Source organism: Kitasatospora sp. NPDC056446, from assembly GCF_042796115.1.
Taxonomy (GTDB): Bacteria; Actinomycetota; Actinomycetes; order Streptomycetales; family Streptomycetaceae; genus Kitasatospora.
Window position 1 is genome coordinate 45,561 of record NZ_JBHTRF010000050.1, and the last position, 18,208, is coordinate 63,768.

At 72.7% G+C, this 18,208-nt stretch carries 15 protein-coding genes; 3 read left to right on the forward strand and 12 right to left on the reverse strand.

The features are described 5' to 3' along the window. Window positions 1–84: 84 nt before the first annotated feature. The gene (locus ACFQ6N_RS27105) at window positions 85–1,137 is read left to right on the forward strand and encodes an SDR family oxidoreductase (protein WP_380654180.1); all 1,053 of its coding nucleotides are present in this window, start codon (window positions 85–87) and stop codon (window positions 1,135–1,137) included. A 102-nt stretch (window positions 1,138–1,239) separates the two neighbouring features. Here the strand turns inward: ACFQ6N_RS27105 and ACFQ6N_RS27110 are convergent, their stop codons facing one another. From ACFQ6N_RS27110 to ACFQ6N_RS27135, 6 genes are all read right to left on the reverse strand, one after another. Continuing rightward, window positions 1,240–1,803 carry a hypothetical protein gene (locus ACFQ6N_RS27110; protein ID WP_380654183.1) on the reverse strand — a complete coding sequence of 188 codons (564 nt, stop codon included), beginning with the start codon at window positions 1,801–1,803 and terminating at the stop codon, window positions 1,240–1,242. Then, window positions 1,800–3,548: an alpha/beta hydrolase gene (locus tag ACFQ6N_RS27115; RefSeq protein WP_380654185.1), complete on the reverse strand. Its 1,749-nt coding sequence runs from the start codon at window positions 3,546–3,548 to the stop codon at window positions 1,800–1,802. Before ACFQ6N_RS27115 ends, ACFQ6N_RS27110 begins: the two co-directional genes overlap by 4 nt. Window positions 3,549–3,552: 4 nt before the next feature. After that, complete coding sequence (locus ACFQ6N_RS27120; RefSeq protein WP_380654188.1) at window positions 3,553–3,954, reverse strand: hypothetical protein; 402 nt, start codon at window positions 3,952–3,954, stop codon at window positions 3,553–3,555. A gap of 159 nt (window positions 3,955–4,113) precedes the next feature. Then, window positions 4,114–4,749, reverse strand: a complete 636-nt coding sequence (locus ACFQ6N_RS27125) for a class I SAM-dependent methyltransferase (RefSeq protein ID WP_380654190.1) — start codon at window positions 4,747–4,749, stop codon at window positions 4,114–4,116. Further along, entirely contained in the window at window positions 4,746–5,240 is a 495-nt protein-coding gene (locus ACFQ6N_RS27130) for a hypothetical protein (protein ID WP_380654193.1), read from the reverse strand. Before ACFQ6N_RS27130 ends, ACFQ6N_RS27125 begins: the two co-directional genes overlap by 4 nt. A gap of 69 nt (window positions 5,241–5,309) precedes the next feature. Next, a complete protein-coding gene (locus ACFQ6N_RS27135) occupies window positions 5,310–5,540 on the reverse strand; it encodes a hypothetical protein (RefSeq protein ID WP_380654196.1) in 231 nt (76 codons plus the stop codon). A gap of 285 nt (window positions 5,541–5,825) precedes the next feature. On the opposite strand from ACFQ6N_RS27135, the gene ACFQ6N_RS27140 reads away from it, so the two are divergent. Then, the gene (locus ACFQ6N_RS27140) at window positions 5,826–6,296 is read left to right on the forward strand and encodes a hypothetical protein (protein ID WP_380654198.1); all 471 of its coding nucleotides are present in this window, start codon (window positions 5,826–5,828) and stop codon (window positions 6,294–6,296) included. On the opposite strand, the gene ACFQ6N_RS27145 is transcribed toward ACFQ6N_RS27140, so the two are convergent. The 3 genes from ACFQ6N_RS27145 to ACFQ6N_RS27155 all read right to left on the reverse strand — a co-directional run bounded on the left by ACFQ6N_RS27145 (window position 6,287) and on the right by ACFQ6N_RS27155 (window position 11,418). Then, entirely contained in the window at window positions 6,287–8,611 is a 2,325-nt protein-coding gene (locus ACFQ6N_RS27145; protein WP_380654201.1) for an acyltransferase family protein, read from the reverse strand. The two genes, ACFQ6N_RS27140 and ACFQ6N_RS27145, sit on opposite strands and share 10 nt — an antisense overlap. A gap of 233 nt (window positions 8,612–8,844) precedes the next feature. After that, a complete protein-coding gene (locus tag ACFQ6N_RS27150) occupies window positions 8,845–10,581 on the reverse strand; it encodes a glycosyltransferase family 2 protein (RefSeq protein WP_380654204.1) in 1,737 nt (578 codons plus the stop codon). Between the two features lie 198 nt (window positions 10,582–10,779). Further along, window positions 10,780–11,418 (reverse strand): GNAT family N-acetyltransferase, encoded by a 639-nt coding sequence (locus ACFQ6N_RS27155; protein WP_380654206.1) that lies wholly within the window; start codon window positions 11,416–11,418, stop codon window positions 10,780–10,782. A 398-nt stretch (window positions 11,419–11,816) separates the two neighbouring features. Here ACFQ6N_RS27155 and ACFQ6N_RS27160 point away from each other — a divergent pair, with 398 nt between their 5' ends. Beyond that, window positions 11,817–12,641 (forward strand): lysozyme, encoded by an 825-nt coding sequence (locus tag ACFQ6N_RS27160; RefSeq protein WP_380654222.1) that lies wholly within the window; start codon window positions 11,817–11,819, stop codon window positions 12,639–12,641. Window positions 12,642–12,706: 65 nt separating this feature from the next. Here the strand turns inward: ACFQ6N_RS27160 and ACFQ6N_RS27165 are convergent, their stop codons facing one another. The 3 genes from ACFQ6N_RS27165 to ACFQ6N_RS27175 all read right to left on the reverse strand — a co-directional run. Next, window positions 12,707–14,362, reverse strand: a complete 1,656-nt coding sequence (locus ACFQ6N_RS27165; RefSeq protein WP_380654209.1) for a hypothetical protein — start codon at window positions 14,360–14,362, stop codon at window positions 12,707–12,709. A gap of 121 nt (window positions 14,363–14,483) precedes the next feature. Continuing rightward, entirely contained in the window at window positions 14,484–16,202 is a 1,719-nt protein-coding gene (locus ACFQ6N_RS27170; protein ID WP_380654211.1) for a hypothetical protein, read from the reverse strand. A gap of 240 nt (window positions 16,203–16,442) precedes the next feature. Next, on the reverse strand, window positions 16,443–18,208 hold a 1,766-nt coding region (locus ACFQ6N_RS27175), incomplete at its 5' end, for a M1 family aminopeptidase (protein WP_380654214.1).

Here is an 18,208-nt window from a genome sequence, read left to right on the forward strand (position 1 = left end):
GCGAAGGGCGCGCCGCGATCGGGCGGCGCGCTCCCGTCCGCCCGAAAAATATGCAGACCGGTCTACTTATTCACGGAGCACAGCATGGCGCCCCTCCTGCCCCGCACCCTCGTCCTCGGCGCCACCGGCTTCCTCGGCCGCTGGCTGGTCCTCGAACTCCTCGCCCGCGGCGAGCCGGTGGCCGCCGCCGCCCGCGGCACCGGCAGCGCGGACGTCCTCCGCCGCTGGCTGCGCGACCACGGCGCCGACGACACCGCCCTGACCACCGTCGCCGCCGACCTCACCCGCCCCGGCCTCGGCCTTGCCCCCGAGGACGACGCCCGGCTCGGCGAGGTGCGCGACGTCCACAACCTCGCCGCCCGCTACGACTTCGGCCTCACCCGCGCCCAGGCCGAACCCCCCAACGTCCACGGCGCCCTACACGCGCTGGAGTGGTCCGCCACCCGGCCCGGGCTGCGCCGCCTGGTCCACCTCTCCGGCTACCGGGTCGGCCGCGACCCGCGGCCGCGGTACCCGCTCGACGAACGCACCACCGCCGCGCTCTACACCCGCCTCGGCGCGTACGAGGCCTCCAAGCAGCTCGGCGACGCCGCCGTCCGCGTCGCCGCGCCCCGGCTCGGCGTCCCGCTCACCACCGTCAACCCGAGCAGTGTCATCGGCCATTCGGTGACCGGCGAGGCCGGCCAGTACCTCGGCCTGGCCCAGCTGGTCCGGCAGCTCCACCGCGGCCGCCTCCCCCTGCTGCCCGGCACCCGGAACACCTTCCTGCCCGTCGTCACCGTCGACCACCTGGCCCGTTTCCTCGCCGCCGTACCCGAGCACGACCGCGCGCCCGTCCAGACCCACACCGTCCTCGACCCCACCACCCCCCGCCTGCCCGACCTGATCGCCCTCCTCGCCGGCCACCTCGGCGTCCGCCCGCCCCGCGGCCTGATCCCCGTCGCCCTCGTCCGCCGCCTGCCTCGCGCCCTCACCGGCGCCGCCCCGGAGACCCTCACCTTCCTCTCCGAGGACCGCTACGACACCGCCTCCGCCGACCGCCTCGGCAGCGCGGCGGCCCTCAGCCACCCGCCCCTGACGCCCGCCGTCACCCGCTGGGCCGCCCGTCTCGTGGCGGACGGCTTCGGCGCGCCCTGACACCGCACCCACCCCACGACACGACGGCGGCCCGCACAACCCCTACGGGATCGTGCGGGCCGCCGTCACACCCGCGAGTAGGTCGGGGCGGGCCTGGCGGTGTCAGTGCGACCAGTAGGGGTCGTCGACTGTCGCGCACTGGGCGGCGTAGTCCAGCGGTCCTTGGCCGAACCCGCCGTGCCAGTTGTCATCGCTGATGTCGGTGACATTGGTCCGGGTGGCTCGGACCTCGGCGCAACCGTTCACACCCACGACGAACCAGAGGGTGAAATCCGAGCCCCTCACCTCCACCGAGCCCTTGTTGCGATCGACCGAGTAGCCCTTTGCCGTCCAGAGGGCCCGGACGATGTCGAGCGGCTCTTGATCGCGTTCGGAGGTGATCCGGACTCGGGCCGCCTGTTTGGCGATCATCTCTGCCCGACCCGTCTTCTTGCACCCGGACGTACCGCAGAGTCCTGTCAGATCGGGGTCGCTTTCGTACCTCGCCTCGGCCCACTGGAGCCCCGGGTGGAAGGCCCCCGCGACATCGGCGAGCTCGGCCTCGATCCGGTGCTGCGCCTGCTCGACCGGCATGGTGGGTTCCTCGGGCTCCGGCCAGACGTACCAGCCGACCAGGAGCGCCAGCAGTACCCCTGGCACGGTCATGCGCCATACCGTGGCCTTCACCTCGGATCCTCCCGGGTGATCGTGTTCCCGTGGCCGCTCACGATCTTCCCGATGTTGGGGAGCGAGTCGCCGCCCTTGTCGTGCTTCCCGAAGTAGTTGTCGTGGGAGTCGGTCATGGTCCCGTCCGCCACCGAGAAGCGCTGTCCGCCGAAGCTCTCACTGGCCGGATCGGTACCGTGCCACGACCCGTCGGGATTCGTGATCGCCTCGACCGCGGCCCAACCGGGAATGAACATCCCAGGGGCCGGCGCGGCCGCGACGGGGTCGTACTTGGCCGTGCCGACGTACACGTGATCCGCACCGATCCCGAGCTGCGACGCCTTGTCCACCCCGACACCCGGGCTGCCGACCAGGACGATGTCGTCGACGGGCAGGCCACCGGGGTGCTGGGTCGCCTGCCCGACCACCAGGGAGCCGTAGCTGTGCCCCTGCGCGGTCATGTGGGCCGGCGCGCCCTCGTGAGTGGCCCGCAGTCCGGTGAGGAACTTGTTGTACGCGGCCCCGCCCTCGTCCGCCCGGTCCTGCATGAGCACCGAGGGGCCGTCCAGCTGCGGCGCGTCGTACCCAAGCCAGAACACGGACGCGACGCTCGGCGTCTCCCGGTTGTCCCCCGCACTCTTCACCGCGGAATCGTAGATGCGCTTCGCCGTCATGGCGTCGCCTCCTCCGACGCCGGCCAGTGTGCTGTTCAGCCCGGGCACCAGCGACGAGACGTTCCGGGCCTTGTCCGGGTCGCCCCAGGACACGATCGCGCGGCCCTGCCCCTGATCACCGATCCCCAGCAACAGCAGCGGCGGGTTGTAGCCCGGCCCGCCCACACCGTCGTCCATCTTGCCGTCGAGCCGGTCCTGGATGGACTGGAAGCCGGCGATCTTCTCGTTCAGGGCGTCGCGCTTGGCCTTCCACTTCTCGTACTCGGGGTTCGTGACGGGCTCGCCCTTGACGTACCCCAGGTACTTCTCCGGCTCGGGGCCGAGGTCGGCGAGTTGGCGCCGGCGGTCCTGGATCAGGTTCTTCAGGTTGGTCCGGTTGGCCTGGTCGCGGGCGGCGGCGGGGATGCCGTCGAGGTTGCCGAGCTGGTCCGGGTGGTTGAGGATCATCCGCTGCTGCTGGGCATCGGTCAGGCCGTTCCACCAGGTCTTGACGCTGTTCGGGTCGGTGCCGGCGGCCGGGATCTGCTGGAGCGCGTCGGCGGCGTCCGTGTCGGCCTTCACGGTGGCGGAGTCGAGGCCGGTGCCGCTGCTCGCGTTGGTGGCGAGGTGGGCGAGCCGGGCGCTGATGGTCTGGTCCGTGTGGTCGGCCTCGTTGAGCGCGGCGGTGATCCGGGCCTGGATCTGCTTGGCCTGGTTCTCGGCGTCGGTGCCGGCGAAGTTCGCGGAGTTCGGGTCCTTGTCCCAGGTGATCCCGCCGTCGGCGGCGACGGTCAGTTTGTGGGTCCTGGCGTCGTCGAGGGCGCTGACCAGGTGGGACTGGGCGGCGGCGAAGCCGTCGTAGGCGTCCTGAAGGGCCCTGCTGACGAGGCCGATCTCCGACTGGGCGGCCTGGAGCTCGTTCTCCAGGAGCTGGATCCGGGCCTGGGCGTGGCTGGCGGCGGTGCCCGTCCACTGGGAGCGGTTCAGCCGGTCGACGACCTCGCTCTGCCAGTTGTCCTTGTGCTGACCGAAGGCGGTGGCCAGGGTGTCGAAGGCGTTCTTCGCGGTGGTGATGCCGATGACGTCGGCGTCGTGAAGCGTCTTGATGTCCATCGGGCTACTCGGCCGCCTTCGCACTGGCGGGCTTCACGGGGCCCGGGACGACGGTCGTGCCGAAGGGGTCCGGCTCGTCCGGGATCGGTGCGGCCGGGTTCCTCATGCTCGTGTGGACGTCCTTCTCGACCTGGCGGTAGTAGGTGGCCGATGCGGCGAGTTTGGTACCGACCTCGCCCATGTCACCGCCGAGCCTGTCCAGCAGCGTCTTCCAGTTCGTGCCGCAGTTCGTGATGGCGGCGGCGGTGAGAAAGCCTTGCAGGCCGGAGGCGGCCTGGCTGCACGGCTCGGTGATCTTTGTGGTTTCCCCCGGTATGAGACCGCCTATGTGCTGCGCGCTCTGTCCGCAGCCGTCCAGTTCGGCCGGATTGACCTTGAACTCCAAGCCCGCGTCAGGATCTGCCATGCATGCCCCCCATACGTCCGGGCCGACTATCGGCCCGCCCGTGCGTTCGATAACCAACGACGCATGCTAACGGATCGCCTTGGAGGAGGATCGGCGGACGTGCGGGGCCGCGGTGACGATCCCACCGGCCTCACCGCGCCGGGACTTCCGCGCCTGGCTTCAGGCCCGACCGAAGAGCAGGTCCGTCCAGTGCACGTCGTCGCGGCCGTGCAGGTCGGGACGGGCGGAGCGGTGGAGGAGCCGCAGCCCGCGGGCCTCGGCGAGGCCGATCGTGAACTCCGGCGGGAGGTCGAACATCCGGCGGCCGGGCGGAACGGGGCCGTGGCGCACGGTGAGGGCGAGCCGGCCGCCGGGGCCGAGGAGGGCGGTGAGGGCGTCCATGGCGGGCGGGCACTCGGCGGGGGCGAGGTGCATCCAGACGGCGGTGAGCAGCACGAGGTCGTAGCGCTCGCCCTCGGCGCGGAGCACGGGCAGCCCGGGCAGCTCGTCCGCGACCCAGCGGATGCCCGCTCCGGCGTGCAACCGCTCGCCGACGGCGCGCAGTTCGGGGGTCGGCTCGGCGGCCACCACGCGGTGGCCGAGTGCGGCCAGGGCGGCGGCGTCACGGCCGGTGCCGGCGCCGATGTCGAGGACGGCGGCGGGCGGCGCCGGGTAGTGGTGGAGCAGTTCGCGGTGGACGTCGGCGAAGCTCACGCTCTCGTACTGGACGGCGAGTTGCTCGGCCGCCTCGCCGTACCCGGCCGTGCTCCGCAGGTCCTCGCCGTACCCGGCCGTGCTCAGCTGGTTGTCGTTCATTTCGCCTCCCGGACGATGACCGCGTCCCCGGCGGCCGCCGCGCCGGCGAAGAAGTCGCGTAGGTCGCGCAGGTCGTTGACGACGAGGACGGCCACCGACTCGGACCAGGGCGACGGGTAGCCGAGGTGCGCGACCGTACGGGCGAGCACGCTGTCCTGCTGGCGCACGAGTTCGCCGAGCGCCGAGTCGCGCAGGAAGGCGAAGGCCGCGGCGACCTGGTCGGGGCGCAGCACGGGCATCGCGGTGCCCGGCTCGCGCCGTCCGCCGCCGTAGACGGGCAGTCGGGCGGCCGGGTCGGGGTGGAGGCCGTTCTCGGTGAGTGCGAGTTCCAGCAGGACGGCGGCGCTCCGGGCGCCCAGGGCGAGCCCGGCGGCGGCCAGCCGGTCGTACCGCAGGTCGCGGTCGTGGGGCACGAGTTCGCCGAGCTCCTCCGCCGAACAGGTGTCCACGGCCTGACCCGGCAGCCGGCGCCAGAAGTGATCCACACTCACCCGCTCAGCCTAACCAAGTCCCGGCCACGGCGTGGAGCGGGACGGCCGTATGGATCCCGTCGGATCCGGTCAGGCCTCGCCGGGGTGCCAGGCGGGCCACTCCCAGGGGCGGTCGGCCCAGTGGACGCGCTGCGGGTCGTGCGGGTCCACGTCGGGAAAGAGCTGGTGGACGCGGGGTTCGAACTCCTCCGGCGCGAGCGGCTCCCAGCCGTGGCCCTCGAAGTGGACGAGGCGGTAGCGGCTGTCGGTCCGGAACTCGGCCACATCGACCAGGGGTGCGGTCGTGCTGTTGGTCTCCATGACCCCAAGCATGTGGCGCGGCGGCAATCAACGCCCGCCCAGACCCCTCTTCCGGGTCATGTCCCGGCGTCGGCGCGCTCGTTGAGCACGGAAAGGTACGCGGGGGGCTGCGGGAAGGACGAGCACATGACTGGGCAGCCCACCGGAGGGCAGTGGCAGTGGCCGCGGAACGCGTGGCAGCCGCCTCCGGTCCCCACGACTCCCCCGCCCCCGTTTCCCGCTCCCCCACCACCGGGACGGCGCTCGCGCAAGGCCTGGGCCGTCGGGGCGGTCGGGACGGGGGCCGTGCTGGCCTCCGTGCTGGTGATGTGCGGTCCGGGGTCGGGCGACGTCCTGAAGGCGGTGGCGATGCCGGAGGCCTCGCCGTCGGCGCCGGACTCGGCGTCGCGGCTGCTGCCGATGTCGCCGCAGCCCGTCACTCCCGCGCCGTCGCCGCTGCCGGCTCCGGTCCCGGACGCCGGGGCGGCGGGCGGAACGGGCGGGCCGGGCGGCTCCGGCGGGGCGGCGACGGTCTCCGTCTCCGGGGCGGCGGACGCCCAGCGCGCCTCGGCGAGCGCGCGCCCGAAGCCCGGGCACAGCCCGCACGCCTCCGCACCGGCCCGTGGGACGGCGGGCGCGCCCGCCCCGGCGGGGCCGGGGTCGGGCGCGTCGCTGCCGGGTGCCGGGGCGGGCACCATCTGTGACCAGGCCGAACGCGTCGGCCGCTGGCCGGCGGGCTCGGAGCAGGCCCGGCTCTGCCGCAGCGTCTACGGCTGAGCCGCCGGGACGCCGGCGGCGCCGGGGCTGCCGGGGCTGCCGAGGCCACCGGGCGCACCCGGGCTGCCGGCGGCGCCCGGACCACCGGAGGTGCCGGGAGCGCCGGTCGCCCCGGCGCCGCCGGGTGCCCCGAGCAGCCCCTTGTCCAGCCGGGCCGCCAGCACCCGCGCCAGCGTGTCGGTGATGTGCCCGGTGTCCCGGTACAGCACCACGCCCTCCAGCACCGCCGGGCAGGAGGGCCCGTCCCCGGGGCAGAGCAGCGGGCCGAGGTCCAGGGTCCGGACGCCGTACCGGGCCGCGAGCCCGCCGTCGAGCATCGGGTCGGGCTCGAAGGCGGTGTCGCGCGGGAAGAAGCAGGCGTCGGAGCGCCCGTCGGAGGCGGCCAGGCAGGTCGGGATGTCCTTGCCCGGCATCGGGGTGTCGCCGAGGTAGGCGAGCGGGGCGCCGAGCGCGGTGAGGCGGTCGAGCGTGCGGGTCCAGCCCTCGGTGCGCTCCTCCTGGCTGCCGTAGCGGTTGAGGCCGGCCAGCAGGACGAGGCGCGGCTTGGGCCCGGAGGTGAGCCGGGTGAGGGTGTTCTCGCGCCAGCGGTCGCATTCGTCGAAGGTGCGGCCGAGGACGTTGTTGCGCACGGTCAGGGTGGCGAGCGGGCAGCCTGGCTTGACCAGCACCTCCAGCGCCCAGTGCCGCTGCTCGGCCATGGCGAGGGCGCCGGAGATCCACTGTCCGGCGTGCGAGTCGCCGAGCAGCACGATCCGGTCGGGGCTGTCCTCGGTGCCGAAGAGGCAGCGCGGGCTGCTGTCGGCGTTGAGCGGGATCTCGCAGCCCTTGCCGGGCGGGAAGTCCTCCCGGGCGCGGGCCAGCGACGGGGTGAGGGCGAGCACCCGGGTGCCGGGGGCGAGCAGGCTCGGCCCGTCGGCGGCTCCGGCGGGTGCGGCGACCGGTGCGTCGGCGGCTCCGCCGAGGGCGCGCACGGTGCCGCCGCCGAGGGTGAGCGCGGCGATCAGCGGGATGACCAGGGCGCTGGCGCCGACGGCGAGCCCGCGCCGGGGGGCCGGGCTGCTGCCGTAGCGCAGCGGCTGTTCGACCAGGCGCAGGGTGAGCCAGGCGGGCAGCGCGCTGGCGGCGGTGAGAGCGAGCAGGGTGGTCCAGTGCAGTGCGCCGTAGCGGGCCTGGGCGATGGTCAGGACCGGCCAGTGCCACAGGTACCAGGCGTACGAGAGGCGTCCGGCGGCGCGCAGCGGTCGGACGGAGAGCAGGCGTCCGGCGTCGGCGGCGCGCAGCGAGCCGTGGCCCGCGAGCAGCACGGCGGCGGTGCCGAGGACGGGCAGCAGGGCGGCGGCGCCGGGGAACGGCGTGGTGCGGTCGTACAGGAAGAGCGGGGCGACGACGGCCGCCAGGCCGGCCCATCCGACCAGCCGCAGCGCCCAGAGCACCGGGCGCCGCCCGGCGCGGGAGGCGAGTGCCCCGCCCGCGAGCGCGGCGCAGGCGCCGGCCGCGAACTCCCAGAGCCTGCTTCCGGTGGAGAAGTAGGCGAGCGGAGCGGAGGTCTGCGTCCAGCGCAGGCACAGTGCCAGGGACACGCCGCCGATGGCCACCGTGGCGAGGGTGATCGCGAGGGTGCGGCGGCGCCCGTGCAGGTAGCGGGCGAGGCCGATCAGCAGGACGCCCCACAGCAGGTAGAACTGGTTCTCCACGCCCAGCGACCAGAAGTGCTGGAGCGGGCTGGGGTCGCGTTCGGCGGCCAGGTAGTCGGTCTGCTGGCCGACGAAGCGCCAGTTGGCGAACTGGCCGGCGGCGGCGATCAGGTCGCGGGCCAGGTCGGTGCCGCGCAGCGGGTCGAGCAGCGCGCCGCCGGCGGCGGCGGTGGCGACCAGCACGGTGGCGGCGGCGGGCAGGATCCGGCGGGCGCGGCGGGCGGCGAAGTCCCACAGGCCGATCGGCCGGGCCAGCAGCAGGCCGGTGATCAGGAACCCGGAGATGACGAAGAAGATGTCGACGCCGATGTAGCCGCCGGTCAGGCCGGGTACGGCGGCGTGGAAGGCGAGGACGGACAGCACGGCGAGGCCGCGCAGCCCCTCGATGTCGGGACGGAAGGCGGCGCGCTTGCGGGGCTCCCCGGTCTCGGCGACGGTGGCGCCCTTCGGGGCGGTGACCTCGCGGTCCATCCGGACCACGTCGGGCAGCAGGTCGGCGGCTGCCGGAGCAGCGGTGGCCGTTGCGGCGGAGACGGTGGCGGTGGCGGTGGCGGCGGTCGCGGCGGAGACGGTCGCGGCGACGGAAGGTGAGGACGACGACGGTGGTACGGCCGTTGACACGGCGGTGCTCCTTGCAGGGCTGGCAGCGGTAGTGGGCCCACCGGGCCGATGGGGCGGCCGGGCGGAGTCCGCGCCGGTGGGGCGACGCGCAAGGAAACTCGGCGGTGAAGCGGTGGGGCGGTGAAACGGTGGGGCGGGTCGGCGGTGAGGCAGGTCACCGGAAGCGGATTCGACGCTGAAGCCGCCAGGAGCATGTGACGATGCGTCAGGAACTGCGCATCGGAAGGGGTGGATCAGAAGATCAGCGGATCCGCCCAGCCCGACGCCAGCAGCCCGCAGAGCAGCAGCACGGCGGTGACGGCGACGGCCTCGGCACGCCCGAACCCGAGCTCGGAACGGCTCCGCGCGGGCGCGGCGACCTCGCCGACGGTGGCGCCCTTGCCACCGTTCGCGCTGCGCAGGAGCGGCCACAGGGACCGGATCAGCGGGATCATCGTGTAGGCGGTGAGCGCGAGCAGTGCGGTGAGCGCCCAGTAGGGCCGCCAGCCGTGCAGCAGCGCGGCCCGGACGAGTCCGGCGGCGCCCGCGATGATGACCAGCCCGAGCCAGCCGACCCCGATCCGGGCGACCGTACGGGCGAGTGAACTGCCGCCCGACACGGCGCCGGTGGGCACCCAGTCGGCGGAGCGGCGGCGCAGCGCGTGCGCGATGGCGACCACGTGGCAGAGCCCGCCGAGGAGTTGGACCCGGGTGACCTCGAAGCGCCAGCGGGTGCGGGACATCGCGGGCAGCAGGACGAGCGCGACCCAGATCGGCGGCAGGAAGGGGAGCACCTGCCAGGGCTGGATCTCCTCGGGCCGGAAGAACAGCATGATCAGGGCGGGCAGCGGCACGGCGAAGACGTTCACCGCGCTGGTGAGGTAGCCGAGGATGCCGTTCCAGAAGCAGAGCCGGGCGGAGCGGGAGAGCGGTCCGCGGCGGAAGTCCGGGTCGCGGACGAGGGCCAGGGAGCCGAGGCACCAGCGGTACTGCTGGCTGATGAAGGCGGGCAGGCCGGTGGGCGACATGCCCTTGGCGACCAGCGCGGGCACGTAGCGGGTGGACCAGCCGGCGCGGGCGAGGGCGAGGCCGGTGTAGAGGTCCTCACTGTGGTCGATCTCGGCGAAGCCGCCGATCCGCTGGAGCGCGGCACGCCGGTAGAGGGCGTTGGTGCCGCAGCAGACGGTGCCGTCCTGCGCGTCCCGGGAGGGCTGGATCCAGCGGTAGAAGATCTCCTGGGTGGCTCCGGCGGCGCGTTCGAGCCAGGACATGTCGGCGTCCGTGTCGAAGCACTGCGGGCTCTGCACGATGCCGACCCCGGGGTTGTCGAGGTAGGGCACCAGGTGGTGCAGGAAGTCGGGGCGCGGGCAGAAGTCGGCGTCGAGGACGGCGATGATCTCGCCGGTGCCCTCGGCCAGGCCGTGGTTGAGGTTGCCGGCCTTCTTGAAGCGGCCCCGGTCGGGGCGGGCGCGGTACCGGAAGCCGTAGGACTCGGCGAGTTCGCGCACCTCGGGGCGGTCCGCGTCGTCGAGGACCAGGACGGCCAGTTCGCCGGGCCAGCGGACGGCGGCGGTGTGCCGGTAGGCGTTGTCGAGGACGGCCAGCGGTTCGCCGGCGGTGGGCAGCAGCAGGTCCACGCTCGGGGGGCGGGCGGGCTGCCAGGCGCGCATCAGCAGGTCGTGCGAGTCGCGGGTGAAGCGGCGGGCGCGCTGGCCGTCGGTGAGCGAGAGCAGCCAGGTGGCCGCGTTGAGCACGGTGAGCACCAGGAAGGGCCAGAGCAGCGGCTTGCTGAGGGCGAACAGGCCGAGCGTGGCGGTGGCTCCCGCGTAGGAGAGGGTGGCGCAGAGCAGCACCCAGCGGCGCTGCGGGCCGAAGTACCAGTAGAGCTCCTCGTCGTCGGGCGGGCTGGGCAACCGGAGGTCGGGGTCCGCGGGTATCCGGCGCGGACCGGCGTCGGGTGCGGGCATGGCGGTGCCATGGAGTACGGGCATGCGGAAATGGCCCCCTGGGCATCGGACGGTACGTGGCCGTTCGCCCTCAGCCTCTCACATTGGCCTAGACCAATCATGAACGAGGTATGACATCTCCGCATCGCCCCAGCTCAGCGACTTGACGCCGCATCACCTCCCGGAATCAAGTCGAGCGACACTGAACCGGACCCCGAGCGCACCCGTTCCGGGAGGCCGGTCTCACGAGCCGCCCAACTCCTTGACCAGGTGCTCGAACCGCAGGTCCGGCCGGAGCGGGATGCCGAACCGCTCGTCGCCGTACGGGAACGGGCTGAACACGCCCGGCCGGTGGTAGCCGCGCCGCTCGTACCAGGCGATCAGGTCGGCGCGCTGCGCGATGGCCGCCAGCTCCATCTCCCGGGCGCCCCACTCCGCCACGGCCACCCGCTCGGCCTCGGCCAGCACCGCCCGGCCGACCCCGCCGCCCTGCAGCCCGGGACGCACCGAGAACATGCCGAAGTACGCCCGCTCGCCGCGCCGCTCCACCTGGCAGCAGGCGACCAACTCCCCGTCGCGCTCGGCCAGCAGGACCAGCCCGTCGGGATTGCCGATGGCGCCGGCCACGCCCTCGGGGTCGGTGCGCTGCCCGCCCAGGAGGTCGGCCTCGGTGGTCCACCCGACCCGGCTGGCGTCCCCCCGGTAGGCGGACTCGACCAGCTCGACCAGTGCCGGGACGTCGGCGGCCACGGCGAACCGGAAGGCCAACTCCCCGAGGGGGCGGGCGGCGTCGGCTCCGCCGGAGCCTTCGGTGCCGGATTCGGCGGCGGTGTCGGCGGCGGCTTCGGCGGCGGTGTCGGGGTCGATGACGGGCTCGTTCATGGCTGTTCCTTTGCTCCGTGCTCCGGTGCCGCCCGTGACGGCGGACCCGCGGGCATCGTGCCACAGCTCCCCGGGCCGGCTCCCCGGCCCGCGAGCGGCAAGACCGGCAAGACCGGCACGGCGTGTTGCCGCCGGGGGCGCTCCGGCACGTGCGACGCGGGTTCACATGGTGGGCCGAGATGCCTGGCGGCACTGGCGGGTACATGGCTACTCTGCGGTAGGCCGCACCGACACCCGGCCGTACCAGGCAGTTTGTACCCGTTCCGCACCGGACCAGAGGAGTGCCCGTGCCCCGCTCTTCCCGCTCCGCCCGCCCCGCCGTCCGTCTCGTCGCACCATCCGCCGCACCACCCGCCGACCGCTCTCGCACCCGCTCTACCGCCCGCTCCGCCGCCCGACTGCCCGTCCTGGCCGCCCTCGCCGCGGCGACCGCCCTGGTCGCGGGCGTGGCCGCACCGGCCTACGCGGCCGGGCCCGCCCCGGTCGCCCCCGTCGTCGAGGGCCGCCCGGGCTTCCACCCCGACCGCGACTTCGCCGGCTCCACCGTGGCCGCCCACGAGGGCCGCGGCGGCGCGCCGTTCGCCTCCCTCGCCGCGACCCAGACCCCCGGACTGGACGTCTCCAGCTACCAGGGCAGCGTCAACTGGTCCTCGACCGCGGCCAACGGCGCGCGCTTCGCGTACGTCAAGGCCACCGAGGGCACCGGCTACACCAACCCGTCCTTCGCCCAGCAGTACAACGGCTCCTACAACGCCGGCCTGATCCGCGGCGCCTACCACTTCGCGCTGCCGAACAGCTCCTCCGGCGCCACCCAGGCCACCTACTTCGTCAACCACGGCGGCGGCTGGTCCGCCGACGGCAGGACCCTGCCGCCGGCCCTGGACATCGAGTACAACCCCTACGGCGCCACCTGCTACGGCCTCAGCCAGAGCGCCATGGTCGGCTGGATCCGCTCCTTCAGCGACACCGTGCACGCCCGCACCGGCCGCTACCCCACCATCTACACCACCGCCAACTGGTGGGCCCAGTGCACCGGCGACAACGGCGGCTTCGGCGCCACCAACCCGCTCTGGATAGCCCGGTACGGCTCCACCGTCGGCACCCTCCCGAACGGCTGGGGCTACCAGACCATCTGGCAGTTCGCGGACTCCGGCACCTTCCCTGGCGACCAGGACTACTTCAACGGCGCGGCCGACCGCCTCCGCGCCCTCGCCCTGGGCTGACCCCGCCCCACGGCACGACCCGCCCGCGCCCTGCGCAGTCGCAGGGCGCGGGCCCCCGGGTGGCGTCAGCTCACCTTGAAGGGGGTGCTGCCGATGGTGAACCAGTCGCTCATCGGCTGGCCGTTGGCCGTGTACGAGTGCGAGACCAGGCCGTCCTTGCTGCCGATGGCGAACACCTCGGCGGCCTTGAAGTCGGGCTCGTACACCGCCGACGGCGTGCCGGAGAACGCCCACCCCGGCTTGAAGTTCTCCCAGCCGTTCCAGGGGCCGGCGTTGATGTTGTAGTTGTGGTTCATCGCGCCGTCGGCCTGCCCGATCCCGAACAGCTCGATCGCGTTGGTCGCCCCGTTGTAGACCGCCGCCGGACCGCCGACGAACCGGAAACCGTTGTCCAGGGGCTTCCAGCCGCTCCACGGCTGGCCGTTGAACACGTACGCGTGCGACATCATGCCCTCCGCACTGCCCACCGCGAACACCTCGGTCACCTTGTTGACCGGGTTGTACGCCACCGCCGGATCCGACGCGAACCTGAACGAGTTGTCGATGTCCCACCAGCGGGGCTGGAAGACCCCGCCGTTCGTCGACCAGCTGTGCGCCACGATCCCGTCCCGGTCCCTGGCGAACACCTCCGCCGTCAGCGTGTCCGGGTTGTACACCGCCGCCGGCCTCCCCGCCGCGAACTTCCGGTCCGAGGGCAGCGACTCCCACGGCTGGTACACACCGGCCTTGAGGTTGTACGTGTGGTTCATCACCCCGTCCGTGCCGATCCCGAACACCTCGATGGCATCGGTCGCCGCGTTGTACACCACCCCCGGGCTCCCGACGAACCGGTAATTCTCCCGAAGCGTCACGAAGCCGCTCCAGCCCTGGCCGTTGAACATGTAGGCATGCGACATCACCCCGTCCTTGGCACCCACCCCGAACACCTCGGTCACCTTGTCCACCGGGTTGTACACCGCGGCCGGACCTCCGGTGAACTCGAACCGGTCATCGACCGGAATCCACTCCGACCACTTCGCGCGGTCCGTGCTGTACGCGTGCTGCATGTGCCCCTTCTCGTCGATCGCGAACGCCTCCGCCGTCCGCGTGTCCGGGTTGTACACCGTCGACACGCTCCCCGAACTCATCGAGGAGGCCGGTGGGGACGTGGGGGAGCCGATCGCGTTGACGATCTTCAGGGCGTTGGCCACCTGGGCCGGGTAGCGCGCGGGGTAGGCCGACCGCTGGACGGCCTGGCAGACCACACCGATCTGTGCGGACTGCCAGGAGTTGTTCGGGTACATCCGTAACATCTCGTTGATGAAGGCGGTCGTCGACCAGGCCGGGTCGAGCCGGTTCTCGGTCGACCCCCAGCTGTCGAGCTGCTGGAACAGGCCGACGCTGGTGTGGTCGAGGACGTTGGGGTTGTTCTCCAGGCCGCTCTCGACCATGGCGGTGGTGACGGCGATGGCGGACGCCCGGTCCGAGAGGCCGAGGCCACGGACGGTGTTGATGATGGCCCGGGCACAGGAAGCGCGGTACGGGTTCATGGCACCGGCCCAGTCGCCGGTGAGCGTGCGGTTCAGCTGGTCCGCGACGGCGGAGTCGGCGCTGGTCACCTGGCCGCAGGAACGGTTCGGCATCGCGGCGTAGGCCGGTACGGCACCGGTGGCGGCCGCACCGGCGACCGTGACGGCGGACAGTACGAGCACGGAGAGGCGGCGCCGGAGGTGGAGGTTCATGACGTTCTGGCTCCTGGTTACGGGGGACGGGGGACGGGACAGCGAAAGCGGGCACGGCGGAAGCGGGCATGGCGGAGGCGCCGGCCGGGAAGCGGCCGGCGCCTCGTCGGTCCCGTGGGACTCAGTTGGCCTTGAAGGGGGTGCTGCCGATGGTGAACCAGTCGCTCATCGGCTGGCCGTTGGCCGTGTACGAGTGCGAGACCAGGCCGTCCTTGCTGCCGATGCCGAAGACCTCGACCGCCTTGGGGTCGGACTCGTACACCGCCGACGGGGTGCCGGAGAACGTCCACCCCGGCTTGAAGTTCTCCCAGCCGTTCCACGGGCCGGCGTTGATGTTGTAGTTGTGGTTGATCGCGCCGTCGGCCTGCCCGATCCCGAACAGCTCGATCGCGTTGGTCGTGGCGTTGTAGGCCGCCGCCGGGCCGCCGACGAACCGGAAGCCGTTGTCCAGGGGCTTCCAGCCGCTCCACGGCTGGCCGTTGAACACGTACGCGTGCGACATCATGCCCTCCGCACTGCCCACCGCGAACACCTCGGTCACCTTGTTGACCGGGTTGTACGCCACCGCCGGGGCCGACGCGAACCTGAACGAGTTGTCGACGTCCCACCAGCGGTCCTGGAAGGTCCCGCCCGCGGTCGACCAGTTGTGCGCCACCACCCCGTTCTGGTCGGTCGCGAACACCTCCGCCGTCAGCGTGTCCGGGTTGTACACCGCCGCCGGCCTCCCCGCCGCGAACTTCCGGTCCGAGGGCAGCGACTCCCACGGCTCGTACACACCGGCCTTGAGGTTGTACGTGTGGTTCATCACCCCGTCCGTGCCGATCCCGAACACCTCGATGGCATCGGTCGCCGCGTTGTAGACCGCGCCCGGGCTACCGACGAATTGGAAGTTCTCCCGAAGCGTCACGAAGCCGCTCCACGGCTGGCCGTTGAACATGTAGGCGTGCGACATCACCCCGTCCTTGGCGCCCACCCCGAACACCTCGGTCACCTTGTCCACCGGGTTGTAGACCACCGCCGGGCTCCCCGTGAACACGAAGTTGTCGTCCACCGGAATCCACTCCGACCACTTCGCGCGGTCGGTGCTGTACGAGTGCTGCATGTGCCCCTTCCCGTCGATCGCGAACGCCTCCGCGGTCCGGGTGTCCGCGTTGTACACCGTGGACACGCTCCCGGAACTCGCCGAGGAGCCCGGCGGCGTGGTCGGCGGCGTGGTGGCGTCGTCGACGACGCTGTTGTTGCGGACCGGGACGTAGCCGTTGCCCTGGATGTAGTCCGGGAAGTACGGGTACGGAATGGCACGGTGGTGGACGCCGCTCCCGCTGAACTCGTAGCCCATGTAGGAGCTGTGGGCGGCGTCGTTCCAACGGTCGAACAGGACGATGTGGCCGTACTTGCCCGAGGCGTCGTTCAGTAACGCGTCCCCGGCCTTGAGGTCGTCCTTGGATATCCGCGAGGCGACGCCGCTCGGGATGAAGCTGGTGGTGTCGAGGCCGGGGCCGCCCAGCTTCCAGGCCATCGAGGCGTAGCCGGAGCAGTCCTGGCGGTACCCGTCATGGGTCTGGGTCCAGCTGTAGGGCAGGCCGAGCCCCACCCAGGCGTCCGCCCTGGCCAGCACCTCGGAGCGGCTGATCCGCGGCCCGGACTGGGCCGCCAGGCCGGCCGGGGCCTCGCCCTGGCCCGGGGAGGCGAACTGGCCACCGGGGCTCACCGGGGCCGGGGCGGCGGCCTGCACCGGCGGGGCGGCGGCGTACACCGGGACGGCGCCCAGGACGACGGTCGACAGGCCGGACGCGAGCAGGACGGACGCGGCGCGGACGGCGGGACTGGTTGTGCGCATGTGGGTCGTCTCCAGAGGACTGAGCGGGTTCACGAGCACCGGCCGGGGGCGGGAAGGACGGGCCGGCAAGACCCGTTCGCCCCCGACCGGCAGGTTGGTCAGATCGTCACTCCGGCCCCTCACAGCGCTCTAACACGTCGTCAACAACACCGTTTGACCAGCCCGTTGTCCCGACTCCCCACACACGGAGGCGCCGCCTCCGGTCGGGACCGGGGGCGGCGCCGCTGTGTGCGGGGGTGCTCAGCCGTCGATGCGGTGCTGGCTCCAGAAGGAGGTCAGGTCCACGGTGGTGGCGGCCTGAGCGGCGGCCTTGAACTCCGCCGTGGTGGAGACGCCGTACCAGTGCGCCTGCGCGTAGCCGCGCAGCAGCGTGGTCATCGCGGTGTCACCGATGGTGCGGCGCAGGTCGTGCAGGGCGCACTTGCCGTAGCCGTAGACGACCGTGGAGTAGCGGGAGGAGTTGGCGTCCCAGTACGCCATCGAGTTGGTGATCTTCTCCGCCGGGGAGGCCCAGGAGACGTTGTTCCAGCAGCCGTTGCCGCTCTGGCCGAGGGCGAGGTCGGTGGCGTAGTCGGTGAAGGCCTCGTCGAGCCAGGGACCGTTGTACTCGTCGTCGCCGACGATGCCGTACCACCACTGGTGGCCGATCTCGTGGGTGAGCGCCGTGGTGCTGACCAGGTCGAGGACGAAGCCCGGGTACTCCATGCCGCCGAACCAGAAGTTGTTGTCGAGCACCGCGTCCAGTTCGCCGTACGGGTAGGCCCCGAAGCGCTGGGCGTGGGCGTCGACCGCCGAGGTCGCGGTGGAGAGCATCGACCGGGAGTCGGCCGCGCTGATCCCCGCCACCGAGTAGACGTTGACCTTGACCCCGGCCGTGGAGGTGCCGGAGATCCTGGTGAACGGCCCGGCGGCCCACGCGAAGTCGCGCACCTTGCTCGCGGTCGCCTTGGTGACGGTCCGCCCGGCCGCGCCGGGGGTGTCCACCGAGGTGCCGGTCGCGGGCACCAGCAGGCCGGACGGGTGGTCCAGGGTGACGGTGAAGTCCGCGGCCACCGAGTAGAAGGACTCGCCGTTGTTGGTGTACGGGTCGAGGTGCCAGCCGGCCGCGTCCCGGATCGCCAGGACGGGCAGGGCGTTGCCGAGGAAGTTGTACGCGCCGTCGTGGCCGAAGCGGTCCGCGCCGCTCGGCACGGTGATGGCGAGGTCGAAGCCGACCGTGCCGCCCTGCCCCTGGGCGAGCGGCGCCGGCAGCGTGACCTTGAGCGCGGTGCAGTCCACGGTGAGCGGGGAGGGCGTGCCGCCGGTCAGGTTGGTCACCGTGATCGGGGTGCTGGGGCAGCTGCCGTGGGCGTTGTCCCACAGCCGCAGGTACACCTCGTTCAGCGGGGCGGGCGAGGCGTTGGTGAAGGTCACGCTCTCGTGCCCGGTCCAACTGCCGCCGGAGGCGTCGCTGGTGAGGTCGACCGTGTACCCGGGCGCGGCCGGGGTGCGGGTCGGGTCGCCGGGCTGGGGCGGGGTGGTGCCGCCGGAGACGTCCAGGGTGACGTCGTCCAGCACGAAGCTGGTCTGGAGGCTGGAGTCCTCGACGCCGGTGAAGGCGAGGGTCGCGCTCTGGCCCGCGAAGGCGGAGACGTCGACCGTCCGGTGCACGTACCCGTCGTGGGCGTCCAGGTTGGAGTAGGTGGCCACCGTGGTGGAGCCGAGCTTGACGGTCAGTTTGTCGTACGCGGTGGTGGTGGTCGTCTCGGCGGTGTCGACGTGCAGCCAGAACCCGAGTGTCGCCGTCGCGCACCCGGCGGGGAGGGTGACGGACTGCGAGAGGGTGTCGGTGTGGGTGGAGCCGTAGCCGTCGAGCCATGCGTAGGAGCTGCCGGAGTGCGCGCTCTGGCCGCTGTCGGAGGTGATCGCGCCGCTCGGCGCGGTCCAGGGCGAACTGCCGGACTCGAAGCCGCCGTTGGCCACCACCTGGGCGGGAGTGCAGTCGGCGGCGCTCGCCACATTGGGGG